Origin of the sequence: Allobosea robiniae, assembly GCF_900102525.1 — a bacterium.
GTDB classification, from domain to species: Bacteria; Pseudomonadota; Alphaproteobacteria; order Rhizobiales; family Beijerinckiaceae; genus Allobosea; species Allobosea robiniae.
Window position 1 is genome coordinate 193,220 of record NZ_FNBZ01000003.1, and the last position, 14,082, is coordinate 207,301.

The following is a 14,082-nucleotide window of genomic DNA, read 5'->3' on the forward strand; positions in this document are numbered from 1 at the left end:
GGAAGGGGGGCGGAAGTCAATTGTGATCCGCGTTCAGTTCTTCAGCCGGTAGCCCGTCTTGAAGATCCAGCCGACGGTGGCGATGCAGGCGGCGAGGAAGAACAGGGTCATGCCCAGGCTGATGCCGAGGCTGACATCGGCGAGCCCGTAGAAGCTCCAGCGGAAGCCGCTGATCAGGTAGACCACCGGGTTGAACAGCGTCACGGTCTGCCAGAAGGGCGGGAGCATCGAGATCGAGTAGAAGGAGCCGCCGAGGAAGGCGAGCGGCGTCACGATCAAGAGCGGGATGACCTGCAATTTCTCGAAGCCATCGGCCCAGATGCCGATGATGAAGCCGAACAGGCTGAAGGTTGTCGCCGTCAGCACGAGGAAGAGCAGCATCATCGCGGGATGCTCGATCCGGAGCGGCACGAAGAAGGCGGCCGTCAGCAGGATGATCAGCCCGAGCAGGATCGATTTTGTCGCGGCGGCGCCGACATAGGCGATCACGGCCTCCCACCAGGCGACGGGAGCCGAAAGCAGTTCGTAGATCGTGCCGGTGAATTTCGGGAAATAGATCGCGAAGGAGGCGTTGGCGATGCTCTGCGTCAGCAGCGAGAGCATGATCAGGCCGGGCACGATGAAGGCGCCATAGGGCACGCCCTCGACCGATTGCATGCGCGAGCCGATCGCCCCGCCGAAGACGATGAAATAAAGCGAGGTCGAGAGCACGGGCGAGACGATGCTCTGGAGCGGGGTGCGCCAGGTGCGGTTCATCTCGAAGCGGTAGATCGCGGCGATCGCGTGAAGATTCAGGCCGGTCATCAGCGGCGCTCCTTGACCAGGCTCACGAAGATATCCTCGAGCGAACTCTGGCTGGTGCTGAGGTCTCGGAAGCGGATGCCGGCCTCGGCCAGGCCCTGCAGCAAGGTGGTGATGCCGGTGCGCTCGGCCTGGGTATCGTAGGTGTAGACGATCTCGTCGCCCGCGGCCGAGAGCCTGAGATCGAAGCTCGCCAGCGCCTCCGGCACGGCCGCGATCGGCTGCTGGAGCTGGAGGGAGAGCTGCTTCTTGCCGAGCTTGCGCATCAGTTCGGCCTTTTCCTCGACCAGGATGATCTCGCCCTTGGAGATGACGCCGACGCGGTCGGCCATCTCCTCGGCCTCCTCGATGTAATGCGTTGTCAGGATGATGGTGACGCCCTCGTCGCGGAGGCGGCGGACCATCCGCCACATGTCCTGCCGCAGCTCGACATCGACGCCGGCGGTCGGCTCGTCCAGGAAGAGGATGCGCGGCTCGTGCGAGAGCGCCTTGGCGATCATGACGCGCCGCTTCATGCCGCCCGAGAGCATGCGGATCTGGCTGTCCTTCTTCTCCCAGAGCGAGAGGTCCTTGAGGATGCGCTCGATCAGGGCGGGATCGCGCGGCTTGCCGAAGAGACCGCGGCTGAAATTCACCGTCGACCACACCGTCTCGAAAGCGTCCGTCGTCAGTTCCTGCGGCACGAGGCCGATGGCCGAACGGGCGGAGCGGTAGTCGCTGACGATATCGTTGCCATCGGCCGTGACCGTGCCGGTGCTCGGCCGGACCAGGCCGCAGATGATGCTGATCAGTGTCGTCTTGCCAGCGCCGTTGGGGCCGAGCAGGGCGAAGATCTCGCCACGCCTGATGGCTAGATCGATCGATTTCAGCGCGCTGAAGCCGGAATCGTAGGTTTTCGAGAGGCCGGAGACCGAGATGATCGGCGAGGACGTGTCTGACATGGGCGGCATATAGGGGAGCCGTTGCGTGGTTACGATGGCAGGGTCATGCGGGGAAAGCATGATCGCCTGTCAGTTCATGGCGGGAAGCACCGCGAAACGAAAAGGCCGGGCGCATGGCCCGGCCTTCTCCACGCGACGCAACCGCACGCTACTTCATGAAGAACCACAACAGGATGATGATCGGGATCGGAACGCCTACAAGCCACAGGACGATGGAACGCATTTTCTCAGCCCCCGTTTGGAACGATGATGCTGCGGCAACGCTCTTCCGAGGGGGAAAGTTCCTGCCGGCCTGGCGTCAGGCTTCGCCAAAAGCTTCGGCGCTCGGGTGCCATTCTGGGCGGTAGCCGTGCTGCATGGCGGCGAGCGTGGCAGGCGGGGTGAGCACGGTGACGAGGCCGGTCGGCCGCTCGCGCTGGTCGACATAACCGCTGGGGGACCAGAGCAGCGCGGACGCGCCGCGCAATGCCAGGAAACCGGTTCCGTCGCCGGAGCGCAGCATTGCGCCATCAGGCAATAGCTCGGCCGGCAGGCGGTGCGTGCGCTTCGTCCGGCCGTCGAGGCGATCGGCATCGAGGATGCGGTCGATCTCGGGGAAGAGCGGCGTCTCTGGAAGGCCGAGGCCCTGCACCAGCGCCACGCGATAGGCGAGCGCGTCCTGGCGCCGGCATTCCATGCAGGGGCGATGGCCGGCCGCGAGCGCCGTCACCTCGTCGCAGAAGAATAATTCGGTATAGCCGCGGCCCCAGACCTTGCGCTTGCGCCCCTTGAACGAGAGGACGCAGCAAAGCCACTGCCGTGTCGCCTGGATGCGCGTCGGAACCTCATGCGCGGTCGGGTCGTGAAAGCGGCCGCCGCGGTTGCCGTAGAAGGTGCCGCGCGCCGGATCGGCGAAGAGCGAGCCATCGGGCCTGACGCGATTGGGAAGGGGCATGATCGGCATCCGTTGAGTGGATCGCGTGCGAGCCTAGCCTGCCGCCGGTCCATTGCTGGCAGGAAGGAACATCTGCATTTTTCAGCGATCTCGGCAGGAACCGCTTAACGCTACGATCAAGTCGATCCCTGCCCCTAAGGTATTTGAAGTGTTTTCGGCTGCATTCCGGTGGGCGACAAAAGCCATGCGGAGCCGGCAAGCGCCACCATGAACGCCTATCTTCCCCTGATCCTGTTCACGGTGCTGACCAACGCCGCCGCGCAACTGATGCTGAAGCGCGGCATGACCGGTGTCGGCTCGCTGAACGTTGCCGGGGATGGGCTGGTCGCGACGGTCTTCCGCGTCGTGTTCAATCCGTTCGTCTTCGCGGGCCTGTGCACCTTCGTCGTCAGCATGGCCTCGCACCTGATCGTGCTCTCGAAGGTGCAGATCAGCTACGCCTACCCGTTCCTGAGCCTCGCCTATGTCGTGGTCGCGGCCTACGCCTATTTTGTCTTCCACGAAGACCTGAGCGCGATGCGTATCGCCGGCATCGGCTTCATCGTGCTGGGCACCATCTTCATTGCACAAAGCTGAGGGAGATCATGGACCTGATCGTACGCCTGTTCCTGCGCCTCGGCGCCCTGTTCGAGCCACCGGTGGTGCCGCAGCCGATCCCGGTACCGGTGCGCAATCGCCCGCGCCTGCCTGTCGACCACCGAGGCTGAGCCGATGAAGCACATCATCATCGGCGGCGACGGCTTCGTCGGCTCGCATCTGGCGGCCGATCTCTCCGCCATGGGCGAGGAGGTTCTGGTCGCCGACATCCACCAGAGCGGCCATGCGCATTACGCCAAGGTGCCGTTCCTGAAGATCGACGTCACCAAGGCCGAGAGCGTGGACGCAATCCCGCTGGCGCCGGATGACCTCGTCTACAACCTCTCGGCCAAGATGCTTTCGCCGATCGTGACGCGGGCGGAGCGGCACGACTTCTTCTGGCCGGTGAATTATCACGGCACGCAGAACATCCTCTCGTGGATGGAGAAGAATGGCGCCAACCGGCTGGTCCATTTCACCACCGACATGATCTACGGCCATTCGGTGAGCGTGCCGCAGGACGAGACCCATCCCGCGCATCCGCTCGGCGAATACGGCGAGAGCAAGCTCGCGACCGAGCGGCTTGCCGACGAATACCGCGCCAAGGGCTTCCGTATCCCGATCTTCCGGCCGCGCCTGATCATCGGGCCGGGCCGGCTCGGCATCCTGGTCAAGCTGTTCAAGCTGATCGACATGAACCTGCCGGTGCCGATGATCGGCTCAGGGCGTAACCCCTACCAGTTCATCTCGGTCTTCGACTGTGCCAGTGCCTGCATCGCGGCCTGGAAGGCGGGCTTCCCGAACGAGGCCTATAATCTCGGCTCCGACGATCCGCCGCCGGTGCGCAAGCTGCTCGGCGACCTGATCAAGCATGCCGGCTCGAAATCGATCCTGCTGCCGACGCCGGCCTCGCTGGTGAAGCTGACGCTCGACACGCTCGACGCGATCAACCTGCCGATCATGGACCCCGAGCAGTACAAGATCGCTGACGAGATCTGCATCCTCGATACGTCGAAGGCCAAGCGCGAGCTTGGCTGGACGCCGCAGCACCGCGACGAGGACATGCTGCTCGCCGCCTATACCGAATACCGCAAGGCCAAGGATGGCCCGAAACAGGCCGAGAGGAGCCTCGCCGCATGAGCATGCCCGCTTTCAAGAACGAGGACATAGCCGTGACGAACGCCCGGCCGCAGCTCATCAGCGTGGAGGCCGCCAAGCAGCTCGACGCCGCGCAGGTGAAGGAGCTCTTCGCAGCCCATATCAATCCCGGCCAGCTTCACTTCCTGAAGCTGCTCGGCTTCGACAAGATCCTCGTCGATCGTGCCGAGGGCATGCATTACATCACCAAGGACGGCCGCAAGATCCTCGATTTCTTCGGCGGCTTCTGCTCGGTCGCCTTCGGCCACAACCATCCGCGCATCGTCGCGGCCCGGCAGAAATTCCAGGACGAGAACCGCCATGAGATCTGCATGGCCTTCATGTCCCAATATGCTTCCGCGCTGGCGAAGAACCTCGCCACCATCGCGCCGGGTGATCTCGACATGGTCTTCCTCGGCTCGACCGGCTCGGAGGCGATGGAGGCGGCGCTGAAGGTCGCCGAGCAGGCGCAGGGGCCGGAGAAGTCCAAGATCCTGCACGCCGCGAACTCGTTCCACGGCAAGACCAAGGGCGTGCTCTCGGTCACGGATTCGACGCTCTACCAGTCGCAGTTCAAGCTGGTCGAGAACCGGGTCAAGGTGCCCTTCGGCGACATCGCCGCCGTCCGGCAGGCGCTGGAGAGCGACCCGTCGATCGGCATCGTCGTGATGGAGACGATCCAGGGCGGCGGCGGCATCGTCGAGGCGCCGGAGGGCTTCTGGCGCGAATTGCGCGCGCTCTGCGACAAGCATGGCGTGCTCTGGGTCGCCGACGAGGTGCAGTGCGGTCTCGGCCGCACCGGCCAGTTCTTCGCCTTCGAGCGTGACGGCGTGGTGCCGGACGTGACTGCGCTCGCCAAGGCGCTGGGCGGCTCCAAGGCGGCGATGGGCGCGATGATCGCGCGTCGCGAGATCTACATGAAGGCCTATGGCAAGCCGAAGAGCGCGCTGATCCATGCGCAGGCGACCTTCGGGGGCATGGGCGAGGCCTGCGTCTCGTCGATCGAGGCCCTCAACGTCCTCTATGACGAGGACCTGATGGGCAATGCCCAGCGCCAGGGCGACTACCTGATCGAGAAGCTGAACGGCCTGCGCGCCAAATATCCGAGCCTGCTCAAGGAAATCCGCGGTCGCGGCCTGATGATCGGCGTCGAGTTCCAGGACATCAGCGAGACCATGCCCTTCGGGCTGAAGCACATGGTGGCGCTGCTCGACGACAAGCTGAAGGGCTCGCTCTGCGGCTTCGTCGGGGCGCTGCTCCTGAAGGAGCACGACGTGCTCGTCGCCTTCACCGAATACAACCGCAACGTCATCCGGCTGGAGCCGCCCTTGATCGTCACGCGCGAGCAATGCGACGAGTTCCTCGCGGCCTTCGAGGCTGTCCTGTCGGGCGGCGTCACCGGCATCGTCACCGGCTACCTGCGCAAGGTCGCGGTCGGCAAGGGCTGACCGGTTCGATCAGCAACAACAAAAAGAGGCCGGCGTAAGCCGGCCTTTTGAGTCAGGGGTCTCGAAACAGGGGTCTTCCAGGAAAGCTCAGTAGTAGCCGCAGACCCGGCGGTAGCCGATGACGTTGCCCCAGCGGTCGAAGCGCTCGACCAGGTCGCAGGAGCGGGCGGGAGCGGCGTAGTAGCCGTAGCCATAGGAAGGGCGAGTGGCGCCGGCGATGATGGCCCCCGCAGCGAGCGCGCCGACCACACCAGCTCCGACACCCCAGCCCCGGTGGCCGTAGCCATAGCCCCAGCGCGGGCGGGCTTCGGCGCCGGACGCGATCATGGTGGTGGCCAGGGTCAGGGCCGCGAGGGTCGCGGTCACGGTCTTGCGGAACGTCGTCATGCTCGTCTCCCGATTGCTGCGAGGGCGAAGGTCTCGCTCTCCATGCTCATTGGTCGCAGGCGGCGGCGGGCAGGTTCAAAGGCGATGAGAAGTTTTTTCGGGGGCGTTTCAGGCCGCCCGCCAGCCGGTGCGATCAGCTCGCTGCCCGCCCGTAGAAGCGCAGCAGCTCGAGCCCTTCCGGGCTGGTCCAGTCCGCTTCGCCAACGAGGTAGCCGACGCTGCGTGCCTCGCGATCGAGCAGATAGGTCATCGGCATGCCATAGAGCGGGAAGGGGGTCGGCTTTGCCGATTTCGGACCGGAGGCCACTATTCCCTCGGCATCGATGAAGGTCGTGAGGTCGGCGAGGCCGAGCCGGTCGAGATAGGTCCTCACGGTCGCGGCCGACTTGTCGAGCGAGACGGGTAGGACGACGAAGGGTTCGCGGGCGGCTCTCGCCTGGAGCCGGCGCAGGATCGGCAATTCGCGCCGGCAAGGCGGGCACCAGCTCGCCCAGAAATTGAGGAGGACAGCCTTGCCGCGATAGGTGGAAAGCGGCCGGGTCTTGCCGGAGAGATCGATGAGAACGAGGGAACCTGCCTCTTCCGGCGGATCGATCTGCACGAATTGCGAGCTCGGCCCGGCAAAGCGCGGAGGCTGCCGAGCCGCGGCCGATGTCGCGGCAAAGGGGGAGAGCAGGGTGAGGGCGAGAGCTTCGCGGCGCGTCGGCGAATGGGCGGTGTTCCGGCACGGTGCCGGCTGATCGTTCACGGGCGTAGTCATACGCCGCAGCTAGCAGCCGGCCGCCTGTCGGGGAACCGTCGCTGTGCTGACCTCACCGGGCTGTGATGTCGCAGTCCGCTCTACTGCGTCGTGACCCGCCGCCAGAAATCGGAGGAGAAGCCGGGGTCGATATGCGCAGCGAAGTCGCGCCAGCGGGGGAAGGATGCCGCGAAGGTCGCGGGCGACATGCGGGCGTCCTTGTAGGGGTTGACCCGGCCGCCGGCGACGATCGCGAGGCCGTCGAGCCGAGACAGCAGCTGCTCGGTCCGCTCGCCGCGATTGGGGAAATCCAGCGTCAGCGTGGCGCCTGGCATGGGGAAGGACATCAGGCCGGGCGAAGGCTTGTCGCCGAAGAGCTTCAGCACCGTCAGGAAGGAAGCTTCGCCCGCGGCGAGCGTCTGTCGCAGCATCTCGGCGACAGTGTCGGGGGCCTTGTCGAGCGGGACGGCGCATTGGAATTGCCGCAGGCCCTTCGGACCATAGGCGCGGTTCCAGTCGCGGACGCGGTCGAGCGGGTAGAAGAACGGGCGATAGGGCACCCGGCGGGTGAGGCCGTCACGTGGCTGGCTGTTGCGGTAGAGCCAGTTGAACCCGCTCAGCGTCATGCGGTTGATCAGCGGGAAAGGCGGCTTCAGCGGAAACGACAGGGAGCGCGCCGGACGCGGCGCCGGGATGCCGGAAGCGGGGGCATGGTTGGCCCGGAAGAAGACGCCGCGGCCGAGATCGCGTCCGCCGGCGAGCGAGTCGATCCAGGCGACGGTGTAATCATGCGTGGCATCGGATGCGGCGGCGATCTCGAAGAAGCGATCGAGATTGCCGAAGGGCAGGACCTCCTGCGCCATCTCGGCCGATGCTATCGGCATGAGCCGGAGCGTCACCTGCGTCACCAGGCCGGTGAGGCCGAAGCCGCCGATGGTTGCTGTGAAGAGATCACTGTTGAGGTCGGGCGCGCAGATCAGGCGCTGCCCGTCCGAGCGCACCAGCTCGAAGGCCCGGACATGGCTGCCGAAGGTGCCGGCGCTGTGATGGTTCTTGCCGTGGACGTCGTTGGCGAGCGCGCCGCCAATGGTGACGAAGGCGGTGCCGGGCGTGACCGGCGGAAACCAGCCGGCCGGCACAGTGATCTCGAGCAGGCGGTCGAGCATGAGGCCGGCGCCACAGGTGATGAGGCCGGTCTCGCGGTCGAAGGCGAGAATCTCGTCGAGATCGCGCGCATCGATCAGCGTGCCGCCGTCGTTCAGGCAGGAATCGCCATAGGAGCGTCCGTTGCCATAGGCGAGGGCGGGGCGGTGGCGGGCGGGGGCGTCGAGCCAGTCGCGCGCGTCGACGATCCGGCTTTCGCGGGCTGCGAGCCCGCCCCAGGAGCGATAGTCCGAGAGCGGGGCGCTCACGGCAGGAAGGTCGCGGCGACCATGATCAGGGCCACCACGAGCCCCATGAGCTGGCTGCGCCAGTCGCGGATCATGAAGACCAGCGGATCGTCCGGCATCTGGCCGCGACGGGCCAGGAACCAGATCCGCGCCATCTGGTAGAGGATGATCGGGCAGATCAGCCAGATCAGCTTGGGCTGGCTGTAGAGCTGCTTGACGTTGGCGCTGTCGACATAGAGCGCCATGATCAGGGCGCAGGTGCAGCCCGAGGCCATGCCGAGCTGCGACAGCGCCTCGATATCCTCGGCGTGATAGCCACGCCCCGCCTTCTTCAGCCCGGACTGATCCTGGGTGAGGCGCAATTCGGCATAGCGCTTCACCAGCGCCAGGCTGAGAAACAGGAACATCGCGAAGGCCAGCAGCCAGGAGGATATCGGGATGGCGGCGGCGGCATTGCCGGCGAGGATGCGCAGCGTGTGCATGGCGGCGAGCCCGAGGACATCGACAAGGAGCTTGCGCTTGAGGAAGAGCAGGTAGGCGAGCGCCAGGAACAGATAGGTCAGCAGCGCGAGGAGGAAGTTCTTCGGCTGCGGCACCAGCAGAGCCGTCGAAAAGGCAGCCGCGAGCAGCACCGGCACGGCGGCATAGGCCTGCACCGCCGTGATCTCGCCCGCCGCGAGCGGGCGCTTGCACTTGGTGGGATGGCGCCGGTCCGCCTCGACATCCTTGATGTCGTTGAGGAGATAGACCGCGGAGGCGATCAGGCTGAAGGCGACGAAGGCGATCAGGCCGAGCCAGAGCGCGTGCGGATCGAACGCGTCGTGGTTGAGCAGGATCGGGACGAAGACCAGGCCGTTCTTGAGCCAGTGATGCGGCCGCATCGCCCTGATCATCGCGGTCACAGACATGGTTCGGCCCGTCTCCCCCAAGACATGGGTCGGCCTCCGCATCGCGGAACCCGACTGCCGGCTCAGCCGGCGCGGGCGTTATCGGCGGGAAACTCCTAAGCGCAGGTGCACATGGCGTCGAAACGGGCAGTGATTTCAACGCCATGCTTAACATCGGGCTTCCGCGGTCCGCGAAAGCCGGAGACGGCCGGCGCCGTGCTCGGGCGCCGGCCGAAGCGGTCAGACCTTGGCGGCGCTGGCGGCGGCGTCGATATTGGCGACGAGCTCGGCATCGAGGCCGAGCGAGCCGGCCAGGCCCGCCAGGAAGTCCTTCTCGGCGGCATTGTCCGGATTGATGGCGATGCGCGCCGCCGTATAGATTTGTGCGGCGAGCTCGGGGCTCTCGGCCGCCTCGACCAGCGCGTCGATCGAAGCCGGCTTCGCCATCTCCTGCGCCAGCCACTCATGCGCCTCCTGTTCGAGGCCGGCCTCCTTCAGGCCGCCGAGGATGGCGCTCTGCTCTTCCGCATCGATATGGCCGTCGGCGGCTGCGGCTGCGATCATCGCGCGGATGAAGACCAGAGCGGTCGCTTCGGTCGCGGCCTGCGGCTCGAAGCCGGTGCCGGCGGGGGCGGGCAGCACCTCCTGCTGGGCTGCGTTGAGCAGCGGCTTGCCGGCCTGATAGTTCTGGTAGGCCTTGTAGGCGAGGCCGCCGATCAGGGCGAGGCCGCCAAGTTTGGCCGCCGAGCCTGCGACCGAGCGGCCGGTGCTGGTGCCGAAGACGAGGGCGCCGAGCCCGCCGAGCACCGCGGTTGCCAAAGCAGGGTTGCTGCTGAACACGCCCTTGGCCTGCTCGATGAGCTGATCCGGCGTCCGGCCGCCGGTGACCCGGCCGAGCGCATCGCCGGCGCCCTGCTGCACGCCGGTCTGGCGCGCCGCGTCGCCGAGCCCTTGCGTCGCCTGGGTCAGGATCTGGCCAGCCAACCCGCCGAGGCCGCCGGAACCCTGGATCTGGCCGGCCAGCCCGCCGAGCATGCCGCCAAGGCCGCCCTGCTGTCCGGCCTGTGTGCCGGCCTGGCTGCCGGCGCTGATCAAGGCGTCGAGCAGGGATTTGGCATTGAACATCTGGTTTCTCCTGTTGGCGGCTGAGGCGCCGCGCAGTCGATCCGCCGCATGAAAACGGCGTGACCAAGGCGCCAGTTTGCACAGCAGCGCGCTCAAGTCATCGGCAGCGGCAGAACTCCCGGTTCCTTCAGCGTTTCCAGCGCGATCTCGGAGCGCACGCGGGCGACGCTTTCATGCGGCATCAGGATTTCGTTGACGAGCCGGGCGAGCGCCTTGAGGTCGCCGACCGCGACCTTCAGCAGGTAATCCGCCTCGCCGGTTAAGGCATGGGCTTCGAGAATCGCGGGCGTCAGCTTTACGAGATCCCGGAAGCGGCGGGCATTGTCGCGCGAATGCGTATCGAGCGCGACATGGATGAAGACGATGACGCCGAGGCCGACGGCGGAAGGTTCCAGCGCCGCCCGGTAGCCACGGATGACGCCCTCCTGCTCCAGCCGCTGCCGTCGACGCGACACCTGGCTCGCCGATAGCCCGACTGTCTCCGCCAAGGCGGCGTTGGTCAGGGAAGCATCATTCTGGAGAGCGTCCAGCAGGCGCCAGTCGAGTGCGTCAAGCGTGGCCATGTCGTGCGCCTTCAGTATCTCTTATGCGTGTATCATGCATCTAATTTTCCTGATGAGGCAATTTTGCACGGAATTTTCCTGATCTTTGCGCGATCATGGGGCATCCAGCAAGAGCCGACAGGAGGAATGCCCATGGGTCCGTTTCCGCACGATGCCGCCCCACCCGCGATCTCGGCCGTCAACCCGATGGGAACGGACGGATTCGAATTCGTCGAATACGCCCATCCCGAGCCGGAGAAGCTCGGCGCCCTGTTCGAGACGATGGGCTTCACGAAGGTTGCCCGCCACCGTTCGAAGCAGGTGACGCTCTACCGGCAGGGCGACGTGAATTTCGTCGTCAATGCCGAGCCCGATTCCTTCGCGCAGGCCTTCGCCGCAGAGCACGGCCCCTGCGCCTGCGCCATGGCCTTTCGCGTCGTCGATGCGAAGCACGCCTTCGAGCGGGCCGTATCGCTCGGTGCCGAGCCCTATGAGAGCGCGATCGGACCGGGCGAACTCGCGATTCCCGCCGTGCGCGGCATCGGCGGCTCGCTGCTCTATTTCGTCGATCGCTATGGCGAGAAGGGCTCGATCTGGGATGTCGATTTCGAATGGATCGGCGAGCGCGATCCCCATCCGGAGCAGGCTGGGCTCTACTATCTCGACCACCTCACCCATAACGTCATCCGCGGGCGCATGGACCATTGGGCCGGCTGGTACGGCAAGCTGTTCAATTTCCGCGAGATCCGCTTCTTCAATATCGAGGGCAAGCTGACCGGCCTGATCTCGCGGGCGCTGACCTCGCCCTGCGGCAAGATCCGCATACCCATCAACGAGTCGCTCGACGACAAGAGCCAGATCGAGGAATACCTGCGCCAGTACAAGGGCGAGGGCATCCAGCATGTCGCGATGGGCTCGCGCGACATCTATGCCAGCGTCGAGGCCCTGCGCGGCAACGGGCTGCCGTTCATGCCGTCGCCGCCTGCGACCTATTACGAGAAGGTCGATGCCCGCGTGCCGAACCATGGCGAGCCGGTCGAACGGCTCAAGGCCAACGGCATCCTGATCGACGGCGAGGGCGCGGTCGCGCTCGGCGAGAAGGCCGGCCGGATGAGCAAGGTGCTGCTGCAGATCTTCTCGGCCACGGTGGTCGGACCGATCTTCTTCGAGTTCATCGAGCGCAAGGGCGATGACGGTTTCGGCGAGGGCAATTTCCGCGCGCTCTTCGAATCGATCGAGGAAGATCAGATCCGCAGGGGCGTGCTAAGTCCGGTGGCGGCGGAGTAGCCAAGCGAACCGCATGGCCGGCTCAGCCGGTCATGCGTGCTACGGCGCGAGCTTGCGCATCAGAAGCGGCGCGCCGACCGCCGGGTCCTTGCGCCATTGACCGTTCTCGAAGACGAGGTCGGTGCCGTGGCCGCGGCGGGCGACGAGGGTCAACCGGCCGCCGGCATAGCGCCAGCCGACGGGATCGAAGATCGTCAGTCCGGTATCCGGGCAGGTCCCCTCGAAGGCGGCGGGCTGGTGGCCATCGGCGGCTGCAGGCGACAGCGCGAGGCGGCAGGCCTCGCGGTTCTGCTGGCGCATCAGGACATAGCGCCCCGGCAGAGTGTCGGGCGCTGGCGCCGTTGCCGGATCGACGACCGTGACGCGTTGGGCTGCGGTCGCTGCCTGATTCTGCGGCGCCCGGGGCGCGATGCGGGGGTGGTTCTGCGATGTCAGCCGATAGGCCTTGCCATCGCTGCCCTTGCCGTCGAGCCCGGTCTCGGGCGTTCCCTTCTGGAAGCCGATGACCTCCTTGCCGTCGGTATCCAGAAACTGGGGTTGCCCGCCCGCCGCCAAGGTCCAGGAGGCGGCGGTGCCGAGGACCGGCAATGCACGCCGGCACGTGGCGGGGAAACGCAACTGCCGCCGGTTGCCGGTGGCTTCCGCGCCGAGCGTGACCGTGCAGCTTCGGGACGCGCCCGCCAGTTCGAGGTCCCAGGCGCCGAGCCAGCGGCGGATCGCGTCGGGCGCCTTGTCGGCGCCGCGCGGCAGCGGCGCCGTCTGCGCGACCGCCGGCAGGGAGCTGGCGGCCAGGATCAGCAGAGGCAGAAGCTGGCGGATCAGGCCTTTTTCCATGGGGTCTCCGACACGGGCGATAGCGGGCCCTTGCCATCGAACCATGAAACCAGGTTGTCGACCAGAAGCTGGCCCATCGCCTCGCGGGTATGGACCGAGGCCGAGCCGACATGGGGCAGCAGCACGGCATGCTCGATCGCGATCAGCTCTGCCGGCACGCGCGGCTCGTCCTCGAACACGTCGAGGCCGGCGGAGAGGATGGTCTTGTCCTTGAGCGCCTTGATCAGCGCCTGCTCGTCGACGACGGTGCCGCGGCCGACATTGACCAGGATGCCGTTGGGACCAAGTGCCTTCAGAACCTCGGCATTGATGATGTGATGGGTCGAGGCTCCGCCCGGCGCGACCGAGATCAGCGTGTCGACATCGGCGGCCATGTCCACCAGCGACGGGTAGTAGCGATAGGCCACGTCCGCCTGGCGCGAGCGGCCGTGGTAGACGACCGGCAGGCCGAAGGCCTCGATGCGCTGAGCCACCGCCTTGCCGATGCGGCCGAGGCCGACGATGCCGACCTTGCGGCCGCGCAGCGAGGTGGTGAGCGGATAATTGCCCTGCAGCCACTTGCCCTCGCGCAGGTAGCGGTCGACCTGCGGGAGCTGGCGGACGGTGGCGATCAGCAGGCCCAGCGCGAGATCGGCAACCTCGTCGGTCAGGACATCGGGCGTATTGGTGACGACGAGCCCACGCCGGCCGGCTTCGGCGGCGTCGACATGGTCATAGCCGACACCGAAGCTCGAGATGACCTCGACCTTCGGAAGCGCGTCGAACAGCGCGCCGTCGACCCGGTTGTGCCCGCCGCCGGCGGCAACGCCGCGCACGCGGTCCGCGACCTCGCGCAGCAGGGCGGCGCGGTCGGGCGCCTTCCACAGTTCATGGACGGTGAAGCGCGCCTTGAGCTGGTCAGCGGCATAGGCCATCAGCGGGCCGGTCTGGACGATTTCGGGCTTGGTCGAGGCTGTCATTGTCTGGCTGTCCGTGAGATGTGGCGAAGGGCGTTGATTCGGCTTGTCTGAATCGATTAAAATGAAATTACGCGGCCTGCCGGAACGGCATAGC

The 14,082-nt window shown here is 66.2% G+C and carries 16 protein-coding genes; 5 read left to right on the forward strand and 11 right to left on the reverse strand.

Features of this window, described 5'->3' with window-relative positions:
- Positions 1–33 precede the first annotated feature (33 nt).
- From BLQ70_RS09830 to BLQ70_RS09840, 3 genes are all read right to left on the reverse strand, one after another.
- The gene (locus tag BLQ70_RS09830; RefSeq protein ID WP_061970738.1) at positions 34–795 is read right to left on the reverse strand and encodes an ABC transporter permease; all 762 of its coding nucleotides are present in this window, start codon (positions 793–795) and stop codon (positions 34–36) included.
- Between the two features lie 8 nt (positions 796–803).
- On the reverse strand, positions 804–1,742 hold the full coding sequence (locus BLQ70_RS09835) for an ABC transporter ATP-binding protein (protein ID WP_091857124.1): 939 nt from the start codon (positions 1,740–1,742) through the stop codon (positions 804–806).
- A 298-nt stretch (positions 1,743–2,040) separates the two neighbouring features.
- Positions 2,041–2,676, reverse strand: a complete 636-nt coding sequence (locus tag BLQ70_RS09840; protein WP_091857125.1) for a hypothetical protein — start codon at positions 2,674–2,676, stop codon at positions 2,041–2,043.
- A gap of 207 nt (positions 2,677–2,883) precedes the next feature.
- Here BLQ70_RS09840 and BLQ70_RS09845 point away from each other — a divergent pair, with 207 nt between their 5' ends.
- The 4 genes from BLQ70_RS09845 to BLQ70_RS09855 are packed head-to-tail and all read left to right on the forward strand — an operon-like array spanning position 2,884 to position 5,837.
- A complete protein-coding gene (locus BLQ70_RS09845) occupies positions 2,884–3,252 on the forward strand; it encodes a DMT family transporter (RefSeq protein WP_139163512.1) in 369 nt (122 codons plus the stop codon).
- 8 nt (positions 3,253–3,260) lie between these two features.
- The gene (locus BLQ70_RS26135) at positions 3,261–3,383 is read left to right on the forward strand and encodes a hypothetical protein (protein ID WP_274532899.1); all 123 of its coding nucleotides are present in this window, start codon (positions 3,261–3,263) and stop codon (positions 3,381–3,383) included.
- A 4-nt stretch (positions 3,384–3,387) separates the two neighbouring features.
- A complete protein-coding gene (locus tag BLQ70_RS09850; RefSeq protein WP_091856823.1) occupies positions 3,388–4,392 on the forward strand; it encodes an NAD-dependent epimerase/dehydratase family protein in 1,005 nt (334 codons plus the stop codon).
- Positions 4,389–5,837: an aspartate aminotransferase family protein gene (locus BLQ70_RS09855; RefSeq protein WP_091856824.1), complete on the forward strand. Its 1,449-nt coding sequence runs from the start codon at positions 4,389–4,391 to the stop codon at positions 5,835–5,837. The genes BLQ70_RS09850 and BLQ70_RS09855 overlap by 4 nt, the downstream gene beginning before the upstream one ends.
- An 87-nt stretch (positions 5,838–5,924) precedes the next feature.
- On the opposite strand, the gene BLQ70_RS09860 is transcribed toward BLQ70_RS09855, so the two are convergent.
- The 6 genes from BLQ70_RS09860 to BLQ70_RS09885 form a co-directional block, all read right to left on the reverse strand.
- Positions 5,925–6,224, reverse strand: a complete 300-nt coding sequence (locus BLQ70_RS09860; RefSeq protein ID WP_091856825.1) for a hypothetical protein — start codon at positions 6,222–6,224, stop codon at positions 5,925–5,927.
- A gap of 133 nt (positions 6,225–6,357) precedes the next feature.
- A complete protein-coding gene (locus BLQ70_RS09865; protein WP_170843364.1) occupies positions 6,358–6,972 on the reverse strand; it encodes a TlpA family protein disulfide reductase in 615 nt (204 codons plus the stop codon).
- 92 nt (positions 6,973–7,064) lie between these two features.
- On the reverse strand, positions 7,065–8,375 hold the full coding sequence (locus tag BLQ70_RS25600) for an FAD-binding oxidoreductase (protein ID WP_170843365.1): 1,311 nt from the start codon (positions 8,373–8,375) through the stop codon (positions 7,065–7,067).
- Complete coding sequence (locus BLQ70_RS09875; RefSeq protein ID WP_170843366.1) at positions 8,372–9,262, reverse strand: UbiA family prenyltransferase; 891 nt, start codon at positions 9,260–9,262, stop codon at positions 8,372–8,374. Before BLQ70_RS09875 ends, BLQ70_RS25600 begins: the two co-directional genes overlap by 4 nt.
- A gap of 219 nt (positions 9,263–9,481) precedes the next feature.
- Positions 9,482–10,366 carry a tellurite resistance TerB family protein gene (locus BLQ70_RS09880; RefSeq protein WP_091856828.1) on the reverse strand — a complete coding sequence of 295 codons (885 nt, stop codon included), beginning with the start codon at positions 10,364–10,366 and terminating at the stop codon, positions 9,482–9,484.
- A 92-nt stretch (positions 10,367–10,458) separates the two neighbouring features.
- On the reverse strand, positions 10,459–10,929 hold the full coding sequence (locus BLQ70_RS09885) for an Lrp/AsnC family transcriptional regulator (protein ID WP_091856829.1): 471 nt from the start codon (positions 10,927–10,929) through the stop codon (positions 10,459–10,461).
- A gap of 132 nt (positions 10,930–11,061) precedes the next feature.
- On the opposite strand from BLQ70_RS09885, the gene hppD reads away from it, so the two are divergent.
- Positions 11,062–12,195 (forward strand): 4-hydroxyphenylpyruvate dioxygenase, encoded by a 1,134-nt coding sequence (hppD, locus tag BLQ70_RS09890; protein ID WP_091856830.1) that lies wholly within the window; start codon positions 11,062–11,064, stop codon positions 12,193–12,195.
- Between the two features lie 39 nt (positions 12,196–12,234).
- Here the strand turns inward: hppD and BLQ70_RS09895 are convergent, their stop codons facing one another.
- Positions 12,235–13,029, reverse strand: coding sequence for an AprI/Inh family metalloprotease inhibitor (locus BLQ70_RS09895; protein WP_170843367.1), 795 nt, complete (start codon positions 13,027–13,029; stop codon positions 12,235–12,237).
- Complete coding sequence (locus tag BLQ70_RS09900) at positions 13,014–13,988, reverse strand: 2-hydroxyacid dehydrogenase (RefSeq protein WP_061970615.1); 975 nt, start codon at positions 13,986–13,988, stop codon at positions 13,014–13,016. Before BLQ70_RS09900 ends, BLQ70_RS09895 begins: the two co-directional genes overlap by 16 nt.
- Positions 13,989–14,082: the final 94 nt, after the last annotated feature.

What these genes read in the sequence shown, in the direction of transcription:
- BLQ70_RS09855 (WP_091856824.1), top strand. Translation starts at nt 4,389, where the DNA reads ATGAGCATGCCCGCTTTCAAGAACGAGGACATAGCCGTGACGAACGCC.
- BLQ70_RS09880 (WP_091856828.1), bottom strand. Translation starts at nt 10,366, where the DNA reads ATGTTCAATGCCAAATCCCTGCTCGACGCCTTGATCAGCGCCGGCAGC.
- hppD (WP_091856830.1), top strand. Translation starts at nt 11,062, where the DNA reads ATGGGTCCGTTTCCGCACGATGCCGCCCCACCCGCGATCTCGGCCGTC.
- BLQ70_RS09900 (WP_061970615.1), bottom strand. Translation starts at nt 13,988, where the DNA reads ATGACAGCCTCGACCAAGCCCGAAATCGTCCAGACCGGCCCGCTGATG.
- BLQ70_RS26135 (WP_274532899.1), top strand. Translation starts at nt 3,261, where the DNA reads ATGGACCTGATCGTACGCCTGTTCCTGCGCCTCGGCGCCCTGTTCGAG.
- BLQ70_RS09860 (WP_091856825.1), bottom strand. Translation starts at nt 6,224, where the DNA reads ATGACGACGTTCCGCAAGACCGTGACCGCGACCCTCGCGGCCCTGACC.
- BLQ70_RS09850 (WP_091856823.1), top strand. Translation starts at nt 3,388, where the DNA reads ATGAAGCACATCATCATCGGCGGCGACGGCTTCGTCGGCTCGCATCTG.
- BLQ70_RS09885 (WP_091856829.1), bottom strand. Translation starts at nt 10,929, where the DNA reads ATGGCCACGCTTGACGCACTCGACTGGCGCCTGCTGGACGCTCTCCAG.
- BLQ70_RS09840 (WP_091857125.1), bottom strand. Translation starts at nt 2,676, where the DNA reads ATGCCCCTTCCCAATCGCGTCAGGCCCGATGGCTCGCTCTTCGCCGAT.
- BLQ70_RS09875 (WP_170843366.1), bottom strand. Translation starts at nt 9,262, where the DNA reads ATGTCTGTGACCGCGATGATCAGGGCGATGCGGCCGCATCACTGGCTC.
- BLQ70_RS09895 (WP_170843367.1), bottom strand. Translation starts at nt 13,029, where the DNA reads ATGGAAAAAGGCCTGATCCGCCAGCTTCTGCCTCTGCTGATCCTGGCC.
- BLQ70_RS09835 (WP_091857124.1), bottom strand. Translation starts at nt 1,742, where the DNA reads ATGTCAGACACGTCCTCGCCGATCATCTCGGTCTCCGGCCTCTCGAAA.
- BLQ70_RS09845 (WP_139163512.1), top strand. Translation starts at nt 2,884, where the DNA reads ATGAACGCCTATCTTCCCCTGATCCTGTTCACGGTGCTGACCAACGCC.